The sequence below is a fragment of the Mycobacterium sp. NTMscope_MAC_269 genome (assembly GCF_976985695.1).
In genome coordinates this window covers 847813-866301 of record NZ_OZ335668.1, presented here as the reverse complement: position 1 = coordinate 866301, position 18489 = coordinate 847813, and the positions used below count along the sequence as shown (strand labels likewise).

General features: G+C 68.8%; 15 protein-coding genes and 1 pseudogene. 9 read left to right on the top strand and 7 right to left on the bottom strand.

The annotated features are described in order from the left end of the window. The first annotated feature begins 6 nt into the window (after positions 1-6). From ACZ50Z_RS04315 to ACZ50Z_RS04300, 4 genes are all read left to right on the top strand, one after another. Complete coding sequence (locus ACZ50Z_RS04315; RefSeq protein ID WP_464482420.1) at positions 7-1566, top strand: alpha/beta hydrolase; 1560 nt, start codon at positions 7-9, stop codon at positions 1564-1566. Between the two features lie 28 nt (positions 1567-1594). After that, positions 1595-2896, top strand: coding sequence for an arabinofuranan 3-O-arabinosyltransferase (aftC, locus tag ACZ50Z_RS04310; protein ID WP_464482419.1), 1302 nt, complete (start codon positions 1595-1597; stop codon positions 2894-2896). A gap of 59 nt (positions 2897-2955) precedes the next feature. Next, a complete protein-coding gene (gene msrB, locus ACZ50Z_RS04305) occupies positions 2956-3360 on the top strand; it encodes a peptide-methionine (R)-S-oxide reductase MsrB (RefSeq protein WP_464482418.1) in 405 nt (134 codons plus the stop codon). 125 nt (positions 3361-3485) lie between these two features. Beyond that, positions 3486-4334, top strand: a complete 849-nt coding sequence (locus ACZ50Z_RS04300; RefSeq protein ID WP_464482417.1) for an endonuclease domain-containing protein — start codon at positions 3486-3488, stop codon at positions 4332-4334. Between the two features lie 75 nt (positions 4335-4409). On the opposite strand, the gene ACZ50Z_RS04295 is transcribed toward ACZ50Z_RS04300, so the two are convergent. From ACZ50Z_RS04295 to hemE, 4 genes are read right to left on the bottom strand one after another with little or no spacing between them, the layout of a single operon-like run. Next, the gene (locus tag ACZ50Z_RS04295; RefSeq protein ID WP_464482416.1) at positions 4410-5159 is read right to left on the bottom strand and encodes a class I SAM-dependent methyltransferase; all 750 of its coding nucleotides are present in this window, start codon (positions 5157-5159) and stop codon (positions 4410-4412) included. Beyond that, positions 5156-5851 carry a hydrogen peroxide-dependent heme synthase gene (gene hemQ, locus ACZ50Z_RS04290; RefSeq protein WP_464482415.1) on the bottom strand — a complete coding sequence of 232 codons (696 nt, stop codon included), beginning with the start codon at positions 5849-5851 and terminating at the stop codon, positions 5156-5158. Before hemQ ends, ACZ50Z_RS04295 begins: the two co-directional genes overlap by 4 nt. A 5-nt stretch (positions 5852-5856) precedes the next feature. Further along, positions 5857-7287, bottom strand: coding sequence for a protoporphyrinogen oxidase (locus ACZ50Z_RS04285; RefSeq protein ID WP_464482414.1), 1431 nt, complete (start codon positions 7285-7287; stop codon positions 5857-5859). Next, entirely contained in the window at positions 7284-8333 is a 1050-nt protein-coding gene (gene hemE, locus ACZ50Z_RS04280) for a uroporphyrinogen decarboxylase (protein WP_464482413.1), read from the bottom strand. Before hemE ends, ACZ50Z_RS04285 begins: the two co-directional genes overlap by 4 nt. Positions 8334-8430: 97 nt before the next feature. On the opposite strand from hemE, the gene ACZ50Z_RS04275 reads away from it, so the two are divergent. The 3 genes from ACZ50Z_RS04275 (at position 8431) to ACZ50Z_RS04265 (ending at position 11288) form a co-directional block, all read left to right on the top strand. Next, positions 8431-9252, top strand: a complete 822-nt coding sequence (locus ACZ50Z_RS04275) for an enoyl-CoA hydratase/isomerase family protein (protein WP_464482412.1) — start codon at positions 8431-8433, stop codon at positions 9250-9252. Positions 9253-9460: 208 nt separating this feature from the next. Next, complete coding sequence (locus ACZ50Z_RS04270; RefSeq protein WP_464486082.1) at positions 9461-9997, top strand: DUF3000 domain-containing protein; 537 nt, start codon at positions 9461-9463, stop codon at positions 9995-9997. Between the two features lies 1 nt (position 9998). Further along, positions 9999-11288, top strand: a complete 1290-nt coding sequence (locus ACZ50Z_RS04265; protein ID WP_464482411.1) for an HRDC domain-containing protein — start codon at positions 9999-10001, stop codon at positions 11286-11288. On the opposite strand, the gene dxs is transcribed toward ACZ50Z_RS04265, so the two are convergent. Then, positions 11285-13210, bottom strand: a complete 1926-nt coding sequence (dxs, locus tag ACZ50Z_RS04260) for a 1-deoxy-D-xylulose-5-phosphate synthase (protein WP_464482410.1) — start codon at positions 13208-13210, stop codon at positions 11285-11287. The two genes, ACZ50Z_RS04265 and dxs, sit on opposite strands and share 4 nt — an antisense overlap. 204 nt (positions 13211-13414) lie before the next feature. Between dxs and ACZ50Z_RS04255 the strand changes: the two genes are divergently transcribed. Further along, positions 13415-13858: a CBS domain-containing protein gene (locus ACZ50Z_RS04255; protein WP_464482409.1), complete on the top strand. Its 444-nt coding sequence runs from the start codon at positions 13415-13417 to the stop codon at positions 13856-13858. Between the two features lie 16 nt (positions 13859-13874). Then, entirely contained in the window at positions 13875-15164 is a 1290-nt protein-coding gene (locus tag ACZ50Z_RS04250; protein WP_464482408.1) for an ArsB/NhaD family transporter, read from the top strand. Here the strand turns inward: ACZ50Z_RS04250 and ACZ50Z_RS04245 are convergent. Both ACZ50Z_RS04245 and ACZ50Z_RS04240 read right to left on the bottom strand, forming a co-directional pair. After that, positions 15161-16399, bottom strand: coding sequence for a class I SAM-dependent RNA methyltransferase (locus ACZ50Z_RS04245; RefSeq protein ID WP_464482407.1), 1239 nt, complete (start codon positions 16397-16399; stop codon positions 15161-15163). The genes ACZ50Z_RS04250 and ACZ50Z_RS04245 overlap by 4 nt on opposite strands. Then, positions 16396-18404 (bottom strand): annotated as a pseudogene (locus ACZ50Z_RS04240) (APC family permease). The gene ACZ50Z_RS04245 and the pseudogene ACZ50Z_RS04240 overlap by 4 nt, the downstream one beginning before the upstream one ends. Between the last annotated feature and the right edge of the window lie 85 nt (positions 18405-18489).

Sequence of the window (18489 nt, the reverse complement as noted above, 5' to 3'; positions counted from 1 at the left end):
GTCGGCATGAGTCGGCCGTACACGTGCGCCACGATCCTGGTTGCGGTGACCGCCTTGCTGGCCGGCTGCGTCCCGGGCCTGGCCGCCAACCCGCGCTTCGCGACCAATTCCGGTGCGCGGCCGCAGGGAGCGGCCACTTCGAAGCCGGCGCCCAGCGGGCCGCCCCCGATCGCCGCACCCAAAAACGACCTGGCATGGCACGACTGCACCTCGCGGGTGTTCGCCGACGCGGCGGTCCCGGCGGCCGCGGGCGTGCAGTTGGACTGCGCGAACTACGACTCCGACCTGGACCCGGTCAACGGCGGGGGCGGCAGCCTGAGCGTCGGCGTGGTACGCGCCCGCTCCAGCAAGACGCCCCACGATGCCGGGCCGCTGGTCTTCACCACCGGCTCGGATCTGCCGTCGTCGGCGCAACTGCCGATCTGGCTGTCCCGGGCCGGCGCCGACGTGCTCGCCGCGCACCCGATCGTCGCCGTCGACCGTCGCGGCATCGGCATGTCGAGCCCCATCGACTGCCGCGACAAGTTCGACCGCCAGGAGATGCGCGACCAGTCGCAGTTCCAGAACGGCGACGACCCGGTCGCCAACCTGTCCGAGGTCGCCAACACCGCGACCACCAACTGCACCGACGCCATCGCACCGGGCGCGTCCGCGTACGACGACGCGCACGCCGCCTCCGACATCGAGCGGTTGCGCAGCACATGGGACGTGCCCGCCCTGGCGCTGATCGGCATCGGCAACGGTGCCCAGGTGGCGCTGGCCTACGCCGGATCGCGGCCCGACAAGGTCGCCCGCCTGATCCTCGATTCACCGGTCGCGTTGGGCACCAACGCCGAAGCCGCCGCCGAGCAACAGGTCAAAGGACAGCAGGCGGCGCTCGACGCCTTCGCCGCCCAGTGCATCGCCGTGAACTGCGCGCTCGGCCCGGACCCCAAGGGCGCAGTCAGTGCCCTGCTGGCCGACACTCGCGCCGGCAAGGGTCCCGGCGGCGCGTCGGTGGCACAGGTCGCCAACGCCATCACCGTCGCGCTGGGCTTTCCCACCGGCGGGCGCGTCAACGCCACCACCAACCTGGCCAATGCGCTGGCGGCCGCCCGCTCCGGTGACACCAACGGCCTGAACAACCTGATCAACCACGCCAACACCCTGCAGGACTCCGACGGCCAGTTCGTCAACGTCTGCAGCGACGCCGTCAACCGCCCGACCCCGGACCGGGTGCGCGAACTGTTCGTCGCCTGGGGCAAGCTCTACCCCCAATTCGGCACCGTCGCCGCGCTCAACATGGTCAAGTGCGTGCACTGGCCCACCGGTTCCCCGCCGCCCTCACCGAAGACCCTGAAGGTCGACGTGTTGCTGCTCGGCGTGCAGAACGACCCGATCGTGGGGACCGACGGGGTCGCCGCGACCGCGGCCAGCATCATCAACGCCAACGCGGCCAGCAAGCGGGTGATGTGGCAGGGCATCGGGCATGGCGCCAGCATCTATTCGGGCTGCGCGGTTCCGCCGCTGATGGGCTACCTCAGCAGCGGCAAATTGCCCAACACCGACACCTACTGCCCGGCCTGATGCTGCCTTCAGCGGCGCCGGTGCGCCGGTGTACGGTGCGCTGGTGACGGCAGCTGAATCGACCCGAACCGGCTCGCGTGAGCGGCTCTCGGCCGCCTTTCGTCCCCGCACCGGCGCGCCGAGCGTGGCGACCATCTTGCGGTCCGCGCTGTGGCCGATCGCCATCCTCTCGGTGCTGCACCGCAGCATCGTGCTCACACTCAACGGCAATATCACCGACGACTTCAAACCCGTGTACCGCGCGGTGCTGAATTTCCGGCACGGCTGGGACATCTACAACGAGCACTTCGACTACGTCGATCCGCATTACCTGTATCCGCCCGGCGGCACGCTGCTGATGGCGCCGTTCGGGTATCTGCCCTTCACGCCGTCACGGTTTCTCTTCATCCTGATCAACACCGTCGCCATCCTGATCGCGTGGTACCTGCTGCTTCGGATGTTCAAATTCACGCTGGGTTCGGTGGCCGCGCCCGCGTTGATGCTGGCCATGTTCTGCACCGAGAGTGTGACCAGCACGCTGGTGTTCACCAACATCAACGGCTGTGTCCTGCTGGCCGAGATGTTGTTCCTGCGCTGGCTTTTGGACGGGAGGGTCAGCCGACAATGGTGGGCCGGGCTCGCGATCGGGCTCACGCTCACACTCAAACCCGTGCTCGGCCCGCTGTTGTTGCTGCCATTGCTGAACCGCCAGTGGCGAGCGTTGGTGCCCGCGTTCGCGGTGCCCGTCGTCGTCAACCTGGCCGCTTGGCCGTTGGTCAGTGATCCGATGGACTTCGTCACCAAAACGGTGCCCTACTTCCTGGGCACCCGCGACTACTTCAACAGCTCGATCGAGGGCAACGGCGTGTACTTCGGCCTGCCCACCTGGCTGATCGTCTTCCTGCGAATCCTGTTCACGCTGATCGCCATCGGCGCACTGTGGCTGCTGTACCGCCACTACCGCACCCGTGACCCGCTGTTCTGGTTCACCAACTCGGCGGGGGTGCTGCTGCTGTGGTCGTTCCTCGTGTCGTCGTTGGCCCAGGGCTACTACTCGATGATGCTGTTCCCGTTCCTGATGACGGTCGTGCTGCAGAACTCGCTGATCCGCAACTGGCCGGCCTGGCTTGGGATCTACGGCTTCATGGCACTGGACGACTGGTTGATCTACCGGTGGATGCGGTACGGCCGCGCACTGCAGTACCTCAAGATCACCTACGGGTGGTCGCTGCTGTTGATCGTGACGTTCACGGTGCTGTACTTCCGGTACCTGGACGCCAAAGCCGAGAACCGGCTGGATGACGGCATCGATCCGGCGTGGCTGACGGCCGGGCGGTCTCGCGCGCGGTGATCGCAAGCGCGGCGGAGCCGGGCGCAGCGGGTCACCGCAATTGGCGCTAGCGTGGATACATGACCCATCCCAAAGTGGAGCTGACCGACGACGAGTGGCGCCAGAAGCTCACCCCGGAAGAGTTCCACGTGCTGCGCCAGGCCGGCACCGAGCGGCCCTTCACCGGTGAATACACCGACACCAAAACCGAAGGCGTGTACCAGTGCCGCGCCTGCGGTGCCGAATTGTTCCGCAGCACAGAGAAATTCGAGTCGCACTGCGGCTGGCCGTCGTTCTTCGACCCGACGAATTCCGACGCGGTGATCCTGCGGCCCGACCATTCCCTGGGGGCGACGCGCACCGAGGTGCTGTGCGCGAACTGCCACAGCCACCTGGGCCACGTGTTCACCGGCGAGGGTTATCCGACGCCGACGGATCAGCGGTACTGCATCAACTCGGTCTGCCTGCGGCTGGTGCCGGCTTAACCAGTCGCGACTCCCTTCTCGCCAAGTGCCGCGACACTTAAACGGTTGCGACGACGCGCCGCACAGCCTCGCAACCCTTTAAGTTTCGTGGGATCCCACCGACGCGTCGTTACGTCGTTGCGGTTATGGACGATGTATTCGTGGGCAGCGAGGCAGTGCGGCTCGGGCTGGTGAGCGCCTATCAGCTGCGGACAGGCTTCCGCGCGATCTATCCAGACATCTATCTGTCGAACGCCGCGACACTGTCGCTGAGGACGCGTTCGACTGGGACGTTTCTGTGGTCGCGGCGGCAGGGCGTGCTGGCCGGACTCGCCGCGGCGGCGCTGCACGGGTCGCGATGGATCGACGACGACGAGCCCATCGAGTTGATCTGGCGCAACCCGCATCCGCCCCGCGGTGTGATCACCCGAAATCAGCGCATCCAGCCCGACGAAGTCACCCGGGTCAGCGGTTTACCGGTGACCACTCTTGCCAGGACCGCGTTCGACCTTGCCCGGCAAGGTCCAATCGGCGAGGCGGTGGCGCGGATCGACGCGCTGATGCGCGCCACGCCGTTCTCGCTCGAGGATGTGCTGCTGCTGGCCAAGCGATACCGCGGTGCGCGTGGCCTGCGTCGGCTGAGGTTAGCCCTGCCGCTGGTCGACCCGGGCGCGGCGTCTCCCAAGGAGACGTGGTTGCGCTTACTGCTGATCGACGCCGGCCTGCCCGGCCCGACCACGCAGATACCGGTGCAGGACAACTGGCGACTGATCGCGTTGCTCGACATGGGCTGGGAGGAGTACAAGGTGGCCGCCGAGTACGACGGCGATCACCATCGCACGAACCGCAAGCAGTACGCGCGTGATCAGAGTCGGCTACGAAAGCTAGAAGAATTTGGGTGGACCGTCATCCGGGTGATCGCCGACGACAAGCCGGGCGAGGTTGTGGACCGCGTGCGCCGCGCACTCATCCGCCGCGGATACCGCGACACTTAACCAGTTGCGACGACATGCCGAAAAACATCGCAGCGGTTTAAGTTTCGCGGCGGGGGCGAGGGCGGCGAGGGGGCGTCAGACCCGCGTGGCGTGCACTTCCCAGAACGGCGCGTACACCCGGCTGCCATCGAGCCAGGGCTCCATGGCGCGGAAGCGTTCCAGCAACTTCTCCGCCTCGTCGGCCATGTCGGGATTGCGCGCGGCCATCATTTCGATGGACTCGGCGCTGATGTTGACCTGATAGGTGGTCGTGCCCAGATACGTGATGTCCCACCCGGCGTCGGGCAGCACGTCGCGAAAGTCGCCCTCCGACAACGATCGCAGCATTTTGAAACCGTTGATGTTGTGCTCGCCGAACTCGAACATGTACAACCGGGCGCCCGGCTTGGTGGCGCGCCACAGCGCCTCGGCGTAGGACCGCCGCAGCTCGGGCTCGGTGCTGAACGTGTGATAGAAGGCGCAGTCGACCACCGTGTCGAAGTGGCCGTCGAAGCCGTCCAGCTTCGTGGCGTCGGCCAGCTCGAAATTGACCGACACCCCGGCTTTTTGGGCGTTCTCCCGGGCGCGCTCGATGGCGCCGGCCGAGCCGTCGATGCCGGTCGCCGAATAGCCCTTGGAGGCGTAGTAGATGGCGTGGTGGCCGGGGCCGGTGCCCGGGTCGAGCACCTCGCCCTTGATCGCACCCACCGCCACCAGCTGCTGGACCACCGGTTGCGGGCCGCCGATGTCCCACGGGGTGGCGGTGGGCAGGCCGTGCGACGTCCGGTCGTCGCGGTACATCTGCTCGAAACGGGTGGGGTCCGTCGGGTCGAAGGGGGCCGTCATGGCAGGGCTTTCACCAACTGCTCGACGGGCACCCGGGGACCGGTGAAGAACGGCGTCTCCTCCCGGGTGTGCCGGCGGGCGTCGGTGGCGCGCAGCTCACGCATCAAATCGACGATGCGGTGCAGCTCGGGAGCCTCGAAGGCCAGGAGCCACTCGTAGTCGCCGAGCGCGAACGCCGGGACCGTGTTGGCGCGGACGTCCTTGTATTCGCGGGCGGCCATGCCGTGCTCGGCCAGCATGCGGCGGCGTTCCTCGTCGGGCAGCAGGTACCACTCATAGGACCGCACAAAGGGATACACGCAGATGTAGGCGCCGGGCTCCTCGCCGGCCAGGAACGCCGGGATGTGGCTCTTGTTGAACTCGGCCGGCCGATGCAGGGCGACGCTGCTCCACACGGGCGAGCTGGCCCGTCCCAGCGCGGTGGTGCGACGGAAATCGGCGTAGGTGGCCTGCAGGGCCTCGACGCGTTCGGCGTGCGTCCAGATCATGAAGTCCGCGTCGGCCCGCATGCCCGCCACGTCGTAGAGGCCGCGCACCACGACGCCGCGCTCCTCCTGTTGCTTGAGGAACGTCGACACCTCGTCGATCACGTCGTCGCGCTCCTCGCCCAGCTCACCCGGTTCGACGGAGAACACCGAGAACATCAGGTAGCGGATCTGGGAGTTGAGGGAGTCGTAGTCCAGCTTGGCCATGAAACCTATCGTGCCACTTGTCCATCTCGGCCTTCGATGGCCTTGATCACACGCTCGGCCGCGCGCCCGGCCGCGCCGACGCAGGCCGGCACGCCGATGCCGTCGAGATAGCTGCCGGCGACCGCCAGGGAGGACGGCAACCCCGCGCGGACCTCGGCGACCAGGTCGGCATGGCCGGGGCCGTACTGCGGCATGGCGTCGATCCAGCGCTGCACCCGGACATCGACGGCATCGACGGCCAACCCGAACACGGTGGCCAGGTCACCCAGCGCCCAGGTCAGCAGCTCGTCATCGGAGATGCTGGCCGCCACGTGATCGCCGAACCGCCCGAACGACAACCTCAGTAGCTGCGTGTCGGCGCGCCTGCCCCACTTGCGGGACGACAGCGTGATGGCCTTGGCCCGCAACCGCTCACCGGTGGCCACCAGCACGCCGGAACACTCGGGGAACGCGGTGTCGGCCGGCACCGCCAGCGCCAGCACCACCGACGATGCGCTCGCGACGCGCCCGGCGGCCGCGGCACTGCGCGGCGCGATGTCGGCGAGCAGGCGGGACGACTCATGCACGGGGACCGCCAGGATCACCGCGTCGACGGACCAGCGGGCGCCGGTGTCGTCGAACACGACCCAGCCCGCGGCGGTGCGCTCGAGCCGGGGCACCGCGGCGCGCACCCAGCGCGGCCGGGCGCGCGCGGCGAGCTCCTCGACCAGCACCCGGTACCCGCCTTCGAGCGCCCCGAACACCGGCGCACCGGTGGCGGGCGGCAGGCCCTGCCGGACGGCGTCGGTGAGGCTGGCGGCGCCGTTATCCAGGGCCGCGGCCACGGTCGGGGCGGCCGTGCGCAGGCCGATGGTGGCCGCCGAGCCCGCGTAGACCCCGCTCAGCAGCGGGTCCACCGACCTCGACACCACCTGGTCGCCGAACCGGTCGCCCACCACGTCGGCCACCGCGGGGTCGTCGCCGGCGTGCCAGTCCAGCGGCCGGGAGGGTTCGGCGTCGATGCGGGCGACGGTCGCCTCGTCGACCAGTCCCGCCACCGACGCCGCCGACGACGGGATGCCCACGACTGTGCCCGTGGGCAACGCGCGCAGCTGCTGGCCGCTGTAGATCAACGGGCGGGCTCCGGTCGAAACAAGTTGGCGCCCAGTCAAATTCAGTTCGTCCAGCAGGGTCGGCAGCTCGGGCCGGCGCAGCACGAACGCCTCGGCGCCCAGGTCCATCGGCGCCCCGCCGACCAGCTCGGTGCGCAGGATCCCGCCGAGACGCTCCCCCGGGTCGAACAGCGTGATGTCCGCGTCACCGCCGAGGGCCTGGCGTAGCCGGTAGGCGGCCGTCAGCCCCGAGATGCCTCCCCCGACAACGCAATACGAACTCCGGCCGGTTGTCCGGCTCCTCCTCTGACCGTTCCGGCCCGCATCGTCGTCGGACGACGTCATAGCGAATGGACCAGCGACACCAGATCGGTCAGCAGCGCGGGGTCGGTTTCGGGCAGCACACCGTGGCCGAGGTTGAAGACGTGACCGGCGGCGCCGGCGTCGACGGCGCGCCGGCCGTCGTCGACGACGGCGCGCGCCGCGCGTTCGGTCACCGGCCAGCCCGCCAGCAGGACCACCGGATCGAGGTTGCCCTGCAACGCCGTGCCGGGTTGCACCCGCGTCGCGGCGTCGGCGAGCGAGGTACGCCAATCGACGCCCACCACCGATGCGCCGACCGCCGACATCGCGCCCAGCAGTTCGGCCGTGCCGACGCCGAAGTGCGTCATCGGCACGCCGTAATCGGCCAGGGCGGCGAAGATCCGGGCGCTGTGCGGCTGCACGTAATCGCGGTAATTCGCCAGTGACAGCGTCCCGGCCCACGAGTCGAACACCTGAATCGCGTCCACCCCGGCGTCCAGCTGCACCCGCAGGAAACCGACGGTGATGTCGGTGAGCTTCTCCATCAGCGCGTGCCAGCTGTCGGGCTCGGCCAGCATCATCGCCTTCGTGCGCGCGTGGTGACGGCTGGGTCCCCCCTCGATCAGGTAGGACGCCAGGGTGAACGGCGCGCCCGCGAACCCGATCAGCGGAACATCGCCGAGCGCGGACACCAGCAACGACACCGCGTCGGAAATAGGCTGAACCCGTTGCCGCTCAAGCGGTTTGATCGCGACAACGTCGCCCGCGGTGCGCACCGGCGACTCGATCACCGGGCCGACCCCGGCGACGATGTCCAGGTCGATGCCGGCGCCGAGCAGCGGCACCACGATGTCGGAGAACAAGATCGCCGCGTCGACGTCATGGCGGCGCACCGGCTGCAGGGTGATCTCACAGACCAGCTCGGCGTCGAAACACGCGGACAGCATGTCGTGCTGGGCCCGCAGCGCCCGGTATTCGGGCAGCGAGCGGCCGGCCTGCCGCATGAACCACACCGGAACCCGGCGGGGCTTGCGGCCGCCCGCGGCGGCCAGATACGGCGACCCGGGGAGGTCGCGACGAGTGTTCATTGGCCTGTCCATCGGCCTCAATGCTGCCATGACCGGAGAACGCCGAACGCCGCTGCGTACTATCGCGACCGCAACCGTTTGAACGTCAGGAGTCCGGATGCCAGTCAGCCAGCCCGCAGTGAATTACGACGACTTCCCCAGCCTGCGCTGCGAGCTCGGGGGGAACGGTGTGCTGACGCTGGTTCTCGACTCCCCGGGCCTGAATTCGGTGGGGCCGCAGATGCACCGCGACCTCGCCGACATCTGGCCGGTGATCGATCGCGACCCGGCCGTGCGCGTCGTCCTGGTCCGCGGCGAGGGCAAGGCCTTCTCCTCCGGCGGCAGCTTCGACCTGATCGCCGAGACCATCGGCGAGTACGAGGGCCGGATCCGCATCATGCGCGAAGCCCGCGACCTGGTGCACAACATGATCAACTGCGACACCCCCGTGGTCTCGGCGATCCGGGGGCCCGCGGTGGGCGCGGGCCTGGTGGTGGCGCTGCTGGCCGACATCTCGGTGGCCGGCCGGACCGCGAAGCTCATCGACGGCCACACCAAGCTCGGCGTGGCCGCCGGCGACCACGCCGCGATCTGCTGGCCGCTGCTGGTCGGCATGGCCAAGGCCAAGTACTACCTGTTGACCTGCGAGACCCTGCTCGGCGAGGAAGCCGAGCGGATCGGCCTGGTCTCCACCTGCGTCGACGACGACGACGTCCTGTCCACCGCCACCCGCATCGCCGAAAACCTGGCGCAGGGCGCGCAGAACGCCATCCAGTGGACCAAGCGCAGCCTCAACCACTGGTACCGCATGATGGGCCCCACCTTCGAAACGTCGGTGGGCCTGGAATTCCTGAGCTTCAGCGGCCCCGACGTGCAGGAAGGCCTGGCCGCACACCGCGAGAAGCGCCCCGCCCGGTTCACCGGCGGATCTGCCACCTGAGCAGGACATATACGTTTGGTGGAGGGCTGGTAACGGGTTGGTCGCGGCGGGTTTGAAATGCGGCGCGCCTGGCACAGCGTGTCAGTCGATAGGTCTACCGTCGTTCCCTGTGACCCGTGCCGTGACGATACAGAACGGTCGGGATGAACAGGAGCGGCGCCAAGTGACCTCATCCGAACCGGCCCCCTTCCGCGAGGCGGTAGCGGCGATGAACGCCGTGGCCGTGCGGCCGGAGATCGAGCTGGGTCCGATCCGGCCGCCGCAACGCCTGGCACCCCACAGCTACGCGCTGGGCGCCGAGGTCAAACATCCCGACCGCGAGATCATCCCCGAACGGTCCGACGGCGACGCCTTCGGACGGCTGATCCTGCTCTATGACCCCGAAGGGGCCGACGCGTGGGACGGCACCATCCGCATGGTCGCCTACATCCAGGCCGACCTCGACCCCAGCGAGGCCGTCGACCCCCTGCTGCCCGAAGTAGCGTGGAGCTGGCTGGTCGAGGCACTGGAGTCACGCATGGAACACGTCGTCGCGCTGGGCGGCACCGTCACCGCCACCACGTCGGTGCGCTACGGCGACATCTCGGGGCCGCCGCGCGCCCACCAGCTCGAGCTGCGGGCGTCCTGGACCGCAACATCGCCCGCGGTCGGTCCGCATGTCGAGGCGTTCTGCGAGGTATTGGAGCACGCCGCGGGCCTGCCGCCCGCCGGAGTCACCGACCTGAGCTCGCGGTCACGCGCCTAGCATGGGCGAACCTTCGCCCGACGGGCCGGGCAGCAGCGCGCCCGGCAGCACCGAACCCGAGCCCACCCCGCTCCCGAATCCGGCCGAAGGCGTCCCACCCATCTCGGTGAGCGTCTACGAAATCGAGGCCGCGGCGCAGCGACTGGACCGCGGGCGCGGACCGTTCGCGGTGGACGCCGAGCGGGCATCGGGTTTCCGCTACTCCAACCGGGCCTACCTGATCCAGATCCGCCGGGCCGGCGCCGGCACCGTGCTGATCGACCCGGTGAGCCACGGCCGCGACCCGCTCGAGGCCCTGCGGCCGGTGGCCGAGGTGCTGGGCACCGACGAGTGGATCCTGCACTCCGCCGATCAGGACCTGCCGTGCTTGGCGGAAGTGGGCATGCGGCCCCCGGCGCTGTATGACACCGAGCTCGCCGGACGGCTGGCCGGGTTCGAACGCGTGAACCTGGCCACCATGGTGGAACGGCTGCTGGGTTTCGGGCTGGCCAAGGGCCACGGCGCGGCCGACTGGTCCAAGCGGCCCCTGCCCGCCGAGTGGCTCAACTACGCGGCCCTGGACGTGGAACTGCTCATCGAGCTGCGCGCGGCGATCGCGGAGGTCCTCGCCGAGCAAGGCAAAACCGATTGGGCCGCACAGGAATTCGACTACCTGCGGGATGCGGGCTCGAAAGAGCCGGGCGCCGGCGCACGACGGGACCGGTGGCGACGAACGTCGGGGATCCATCGTGTGCGAGATCAGCGCGGCTTGGCCGCGGTGCGTGAATTGTGGTTGACGCGCGACCGGATCGCGCAGCGCCGCGACATCGCGCCGCGCCGCATCCTTCCCGACTCGGCCATCATCGACGCCGCGCTGGCCAACCCGACGACCGTCGAGGAACTGGTCGCCCTGCCCGTGTTCGGCGGGCGCAATCAACGCCGCAGCGCCGCGACGTGGCTGGGGGCGCTGGACGAGGCCCGGCGCAACAAGAATCCGCCCCTGGACGCCGAACCACCCAACGGCCCGCCGCCCCCGGCGCGATGGAGCCGGCGCAAACCGGAAGCCGCCGCGCGGCTCGAGGCTGCCCGGGCGGCGCTGTCGGAGGTGTCGGAGCGCGTGCACGTCCCCACCGAGAATCTGGTCTCTCCGGACCTGGTGCGACGGCTGTGCTGGGACTGGGAGGCCGCGCCGGACCCCTTCGAGGCGGTCGAGGCGTTCCTGCGGGCCGGGCAGGCCCGACCCTGGCAGCGGGAGTTGGTGGATCCCGCTCTGGCCCGCGCGCTGCAGGCACCCGAGGAACGCGCCGATTAATCCAGGTGCTCGCGGATCTCCGCTTCGGCTTCGCTGCTGCCCAGCGCGGCGACCCACCCGGTGATGCGGCGCGCCACGTCCTGATCCGTCAGCGCCAGTTCCGCCAATAACTCGCCGCGGGAGGCGTGCTCGTAGAACCGCTGCGGCAGACCGACATCGCGGCACGGAACGTCGATGTCGGCCCGGCGCAGGGCAGCCGACACCGCCGAACCCACCCCGCCGTTGACCCCGTTGTCCTCGCAGGTGACGACCAACTTGTGCCGCGCCGCCAGGTCGAGCAGGCGCTCCGAGACCGGCAGCACCCAACGCGGGTCGATGACCGTGACACCGATCCCCTGGTCCTGCAGCCGCTTGGCCACCGCGAGCGTCATCCGCGCGAACGCGCCGACCCCCACCAGCAGCACGTCGTGGTTGCATCCGCCGGCCGGGACCGCGAGCACATCGACACCGCAGACACCCGACCCGAGGCGCTCGATCGCCGGGATGTCCTCGCCCACATCACCTTTGGGGAAGCGCAGCGCCGTCGGCCCGTCGTCGACCTCGAGCGCCTCGCCGAGTTCCTCGCGCAGCCGGGTGGCGTCGCGAGGGGCGGCCACCCGCATGCCGGGCACGATGCCCAGCATCGACAGGTCCCACATCCCGTTGTGGCTGGCGCCGTCCGAACCGGTGATCCCGGCCCGGTCGAGTACCAGGGTGACGGGCAGCCGGTGCAGCGCCACGTCCATCATGATCTGGTCGAAGGCGCGGTTGAGGAACGTCGAATAGATGGCCACCACGGGGTGCATCCCGCCCATGGCCAGGCCGGCCGCCGACGTCATCGCGTGCTGCTCGGCGATGCCGACGTCGAACAAGCGGTCCGGAAACTGCTGTCCGAACGGCGTCAGCCCGGTGGGGCCGGGCATGGCCGCGGTGATGGCCACGATGTCGCGGCGCCTGCGGGCGTAGCCGATGAGCGCATCGGAGAAGGTCGCCGTCCAGCCCGGGCCGGCGACGCTGGTCGCCTGGCCGGTCAGGGGGTCGATCACCCCACAGGAATGCATCTGCTCGGCTTCGTCGTCCTCGGCGGGCGCGTAGCCCATCCCCTTGCGGGTGACCACGTGCACGATCACCGGGCGCCCGAAACCGCGGGCGTGGCGCAGCGCGGCCTCCACCGCGCGTTCGTCGTGACCGTCGACGGGGCCCACGTACTTCAGCCCCAGGTCGGTGAACAGCAGCTGCGGTGACAGCGAGTCCTTGATGCCGGCCTTGACGCTGTGCATGACGCGGTAGGCGAGCCTGCCGACCAGCGGCAGCGCCCGCAGCGCGTCGCGGCCCCGTTCCAGGGCCTGTTCGTACACCGGTTGCAGCCGCAGCGTCGCCAGGTGGTCGGCCACACCGCCGATCGTCGGGGCGTAACTGCGGCCGTTGTCGTTGACCACGATGATCACCGGGCGGCCGGACGCGGCGATGTTGTTCAGCGCCTCCCAGCACATGCCGCCGGTCAGCGCCCCGTCGCCGACCACCGCCACCACGTGTCGATTGCGGTGCCCGCTCAGCTCGAAGGCCTTGGCCAGGCCGTCGGCGTAGGACAGTGCGGCGCTGGCGTGGCTGGACTCCACCCAGTCGTGTTCGCTCTCGGCGCGCGACGGATATCCCGACAGCCCACCCTTTTTGCGCAGCGTTTCGAACTCGTGGGCGCGTCCCGTCAGCATCTTGTGGACGTAGGCCTGATGGCCGGTGTCGAAGATGATCGGATCGTGGGGCGAGTCGAACACCCGGTGCAGCGCGAGGGTCAGTTCGACCACGCCGAGATTGGGCCCGAGGTGTCCCCCGGTGGCAGCGACCTTGTGAATCAGGAACTCGCGAATCTCGCCGGCCAATTCGCGGAGCTGATGTGCAGAAAGGTGCTGCAGATCAGCGGGCCCGCGGATCTGTTCCAGCATCCCGTCAGTCTACGCAGGCGGCGCGGCGGCGCACGGAGGGCAAGTCGCGGGTTCCGTCGTTGGATCGCCGCGGCCGCGCCTTTGGTAGCGTCAATGCGCGGTGAGCCGGGAAGCCTGGTCGGCACGTCTTCTTCCGACCCAGGAGTACGCCATGAGCCTCGAGACCGCCGGACCATCCACTCCTCGCGGACGTATCGTCACAGTGTGCGCGCCGAGCAGATCGCCGAGGACTTCCCCGTCGTCAGCATTGACGCCGAAGCGCTGGAGGCCGCCCGAATGCTGGCCGAGCACCGGCTGCCCGGGCTGCTGGTCACCGACGGCTCCGGGAACCCCTACGCGGTGCTGCCCGCCTCCCAGGTCGTGCGCTTCATCGTTCCTCGCTATGTGCAGGACGATCCGTCGCTGGCCGGCGTGCTCAACGAATCGACCGCCGACCGCTGCGCGGAAAAATTGAGCGGCAAGAAGGTGCGCGACGTGCTGCCCGACCATCTGGTCGACGTGCCCCCGGCCGACGCCGACGACACCATCATCGAGGTGGCCGCGCTCATGGCGCGACTGCGCAGCCCGCTCGTCGCGGTGGTCAAGGAGGGCGCGCTGGTCGGGGTGATCACGGCGTCGCGGGTGCTCGCCGCCGCGCTGAAACCCTGATGCCACAGGCACATCGATGAGCTTCGTCGCGATCCTGGTCTTCGTGGTCGCCTATGCCCTGATCGCCAGCGATCGCGTCAACAAGACGTTCGTGGCCCTGGCCGGCGCCGCGATCGTGGTCACCCTGCCGATCATTCACTCCGATGACATCTTCTACTCGCGCGGCACCGGAATCGACTGGGACGTCATCTTTTTGCTGCTGGGCATGATGATCATCGTCAGCGTGCTGCGGCAGACCGGCGTGTTCGAGTACGTGGCGATCTGGTCGGCCAAGCGCGCCCGCGGCTCCCCGTTGCGCGTCATGATTCTGCTGGCCCTGGTCACCGCGATCGCGTCGGCCCTGCTCGACAACGTCACCACGGTGTTGCTCGTCGCCCCGGTAACGCTGTTGGTGTGCGAACGCCTGGCGCTGGGCGCCGCACCCTTTCTGATGGCAGAAGTATTCGCCTCGAACATCGGTGGCGCGGCGACCCTGGTGGGCGACCCGCCCAACATCATCATCGCCAGCAAGGCCGGACTGACATTCAACGACTTCCTCGTTCACATGGCGCCGATCGTGGCCATCGTCATCGTCGTCCTGATGGTGTTGTTACCGCGCCTTTTTCCCGGGGAATTCAGCGTCGATCCCGAGCGGGTCGCCGACGTGATGTCGCTGGAGGAAAAGGAGGCCATCCGCGACCCGCGGTTGCTCGTCACGTGTGGGGTGGTCCTGCTGGCGGTGTTCACCGCGTTCATCGCCCACGCGCCGCTGCAGATGGAGCCTTCGGTGGTGGCGTTGCTGGGCGCGGGGGTCCTGATCGTGGCGTCGCGGCTCAAGCCCTCCGACTACCTGTCCAGCGTGGAGTGGGACACGCTGCTGTTCTTCGCCGGCCTGTTCATCATGGTCGGTGCCCTGGTGAAGACGGGAGTCGTCAAACAGCTTGCCGGCGCGGCGATCACGGCCACCGGCGGGAACACCTTGACCGCGACGATGATCATCCTCGTCGCGTCGGTCGTCATCAGCGGGATCGTCGACAACGTCCCCTACGCCGCGACGATGGCGCCGGTGGTGGCCGACCTGGTCCCCGCCCTGGCCGACGACGCCAATCCCGGCGTCCTGTGGTGGTCGCTGGCGCTGGGCACGGACTTCGGTGGCAACCTGACCGCGATCGGCGCCAGCGCCAACATCGTCCTGCTCGGAATCGCGCGCCGCGCCGACAATCCCATCTCCTTCTGGGAATTCACCCGCAAGGGCGCGGTCGTCACCGCCGTCTCGGTCGCGCTGTCCGCGCTGTATCTGTGGGTGCGGTATTTCGTGATGGCCTAGGCGCCGGATGTAGTGCCGCGGGTCAGCAGCGCGACGCATTCGATGTGATGGGTCAACGGGAAGGCGTCGAACACCTTGATCTTTTCCGCGGCATATCCGTGGCGGAGGTAGATCCCGATATCGCGCGCGAAAGATGCTGCCTCACAACCGATGTGCACCACCCGCGGGACGCCGGCCGCGGCCAGCAGATCGATGATCTCGCGCCCGGCGCCCGCCCGCGGCGGATCCAGCACCGCCACGTCGACTCGGCCCCGCCGCGCCGCCAGTGCGCGCCGCACCGAATCGGTGACGACCTGCACCTGGGTGAGATCGGCCAGCGCGCCCCGGGCGGACCGCGTTGAGGCGCGTGAGGTGTCCACGCTCAGCACCGTCCCGCTGGGCCCCACGGCCTCGCCGAGCGCGGCAGCGAAAACGCCTGCGCCACCGTAGAGATCCCAGGCGCTCATGCCGGCGCCGGCGGCCGCCCAGTCGGCGACCAGGCCTCTGTAGGTCGCCGCGGCGTCGCGGTGCGCCTGCCAGAAGGCGGTCACCGGCACCTGCCAGGTGCGCCCCGCGACCCGCTGCACCGCCTCGTAGCGTCCCTCGATCACCTTCGTCGCGGTGCGTCCGCCGTGGCGCAGCGTGCGCACCACGTGGCGCGCGCCGTCATCGTCGATCGCCACGTGCAGCTGCGCGCCCGTCGGCCAGTCGGTGTCGGCGATCCCGTCGAGCATGCCGTCCGGCAGCTGCGCACAGCGCAGGTCGGTCACCAAATCGTCGCTGTGGTAACGGTGAAAGCCCGGCCGGCCGTCGGCCCCGACGTCGAGGCGAACGCGGGTGCGCCAGCCCGTGGGGCGCGGCGACAGCGGCTCGGCCTCGCCGCTCCAACGGTGCCCACCGAGGCGCTCCAGCTGATTGGCCACGACCTCGGCCTTGAGCGAGCGCGCCACCTCCGGGGTGGCGAACGCCAAGTCGCAGCAGCCGGCGCCGTCGACCCCGGCGATCGGACACAGCGACGCCGTACGCCCGTCCGCCGGCTCGAGAACCTCGACAACCTCCGCGTGCCAATACGATCCGCGATCCGCGGTCACCCGGACCCGCACCCGCTCACCGGGCAGCGCGTACCGGACGAACACCACCCGGCCCTCGTGATGCGCGACGCAGCTGCCGCCGTTGGCCGGGGCGCCGGTGGTCAACGTCAGCTCGCCCGCCGGGGGCGGTGCCCCACGCGGTGCGCGGGTCGATTCGCGGGTCAATCGAAAATTCCCCGGCGCGCGTCGCCCGGCGCCACATGCGGTTGCAATGTCTTGCGGCGCTCCGACGAACTCAGTTGCCACGGAACCGAAGTCACCATGACGCCGGGCATGAACAGCAGCCGGCCCTTGAGCCGCAGCGCACTCTGGTTGTGCAGCACCTGCTCCCACCAGTGCCCCACCACATACTCCGGAATGAACACCGTGACCACGGTACGCGGCGACTCCTCCCTGGCCCGCTTGACGTATTCCAGTACGGGACGGGTGATTTCGCGATACGGCGAAGCGATGACCTTGAGGGGAACGCTGATATCGCTTTCCTCCCACTTGTGCACCAGCTCGCGGGTTTCGGCGTCGTCGACGCTGACCGTCACGGCCTCGAGGACGTCGGGGCGGGTGGCCCTGGCATAGGCCAGCGCGCGCAGCGTCGGCAGGTGCAACTTCGACACCAGGACCACGGCGTGATTGCGGCTGGGCAACACCACGTCCTCCTCGTCGGCCGCCTGCTTCGCCAGTTCGCGGTTCACGGTGTTGTAGTGCCGGTGAATCATCTTCATGACGCCGAACAGCAAGCTCATCGCGAACAGGGCGATCCAGGCTCCGGCGACGAACTTGGTGACGAGCACCACCAGCAAAACCGTGCCGGTGGAAAGCAATCCGACCGTGTTGACCACCCGCGAGCGCATCATCTTGCGCCGCGCCCCCGGATCGGTCTCGGTGCGCAGCAACCGGGTCCAGTGCCGCACCATGCCGATCTGGCTCAACGTGAACGAAATGAACACGCCGACGATGTAGAGCTGGATCAGCGCGGTGACCTCGCCGCGGAACGCCACGATCGCCAGCACCGCCACGCCGGACAAGAACAGGATTCCGTTGGAGAAAGCCAACCGGTCTCCGCGGGTGTGCAATTGACGCGGTAGGTAACTGTGCTGGGCCAGGATCGAACCGAGCACCGGGAACCCGTTGAACGCGGTGTTGGCCGCCAGCACCAGGATGAGCGCGGTCACCGTGGCGATCAGCAGAAACCCGACGTGAAAGCTGCCGAACACCGCTTGCGCCAGCTGGGCGACCAGGGTCTTTTGGTAGTAACCCTTCGGTGTCCCGCTCAACTGCGTCGCGGGATCCTCGACCAGTTGAACCCCGACCTTCTCGGCCAGCACGATGATGCCCATCAACAGGGTGACCGCGATCGCGCCCAGCATCAGCAGGGTCGTCGCCGCGTTGCGCGACTTGGGTTTCTGAAACGCCGGCACCCCGTTGCTGATCGCCTCGACACCGGTAAGCGCCGCGCACCCCGAGGAAAACGACCGCGCCAAAACGACCGCGCCACGAGGAACGCCAGTGCGAAGCCGACGACCTGTCCGTGTTCGGCGTGCATCTGGAAACCGGCGGACTCCGCGCGCAGCGGATCACCCAGCACGAAGATCCGGAACAGGCCCCAGCCGATCATGACGAGGACCCCGATGATGAACGCATAGGTCGGGATGGCGAACGCCACCCCGGATTCGCGCACGCCGCGCAGGTTCAGCGCCATCACCAGCAGAATCGAGGCGACGCAGAAGAACACCTTGTGGTCGGCCACGATCGGGATGGCCGAGCCGATGTTCGCCATCGCTGACGCGGTCGAAACCGCCACGGTCAGAACGTAATCCACCATCAGCGCGCTCGCCACGACAAGGCCGGCCGTCTCGCCGAGGTTGGTGGTGACCACCTCGTAGTCGCCGCCGCCGGAAGGATAGGCGTGGACGTTCTGGCGGTAGCTGGCCACCACCACCAACATGACCGCCGCCACGGCCAGACCGATCCAGGGCGTCAGCGCATACGCCGAGACCCCCGCCACCGAGAGCATGAGGAAGACCTCCTCGGGCGCATACGCCACCGAGGACAACGCATCGGAGGCGAACACCGGCAAGGCGATCCGCTTGGGTAGCAGCGTGTGACTGAGCCGGTCGCTGCGAAACGGCCGGCCGATAAGCAACCGACGAGTGGCGGTTGAAAGTTTGGACACGAGAGCCAAGAGTAAGCCCAGACGGGTTTGACGGTAGCGTTCGTGGACGAGAATGTTCGCCGACCCAAACGGCTTGCCCACGTGC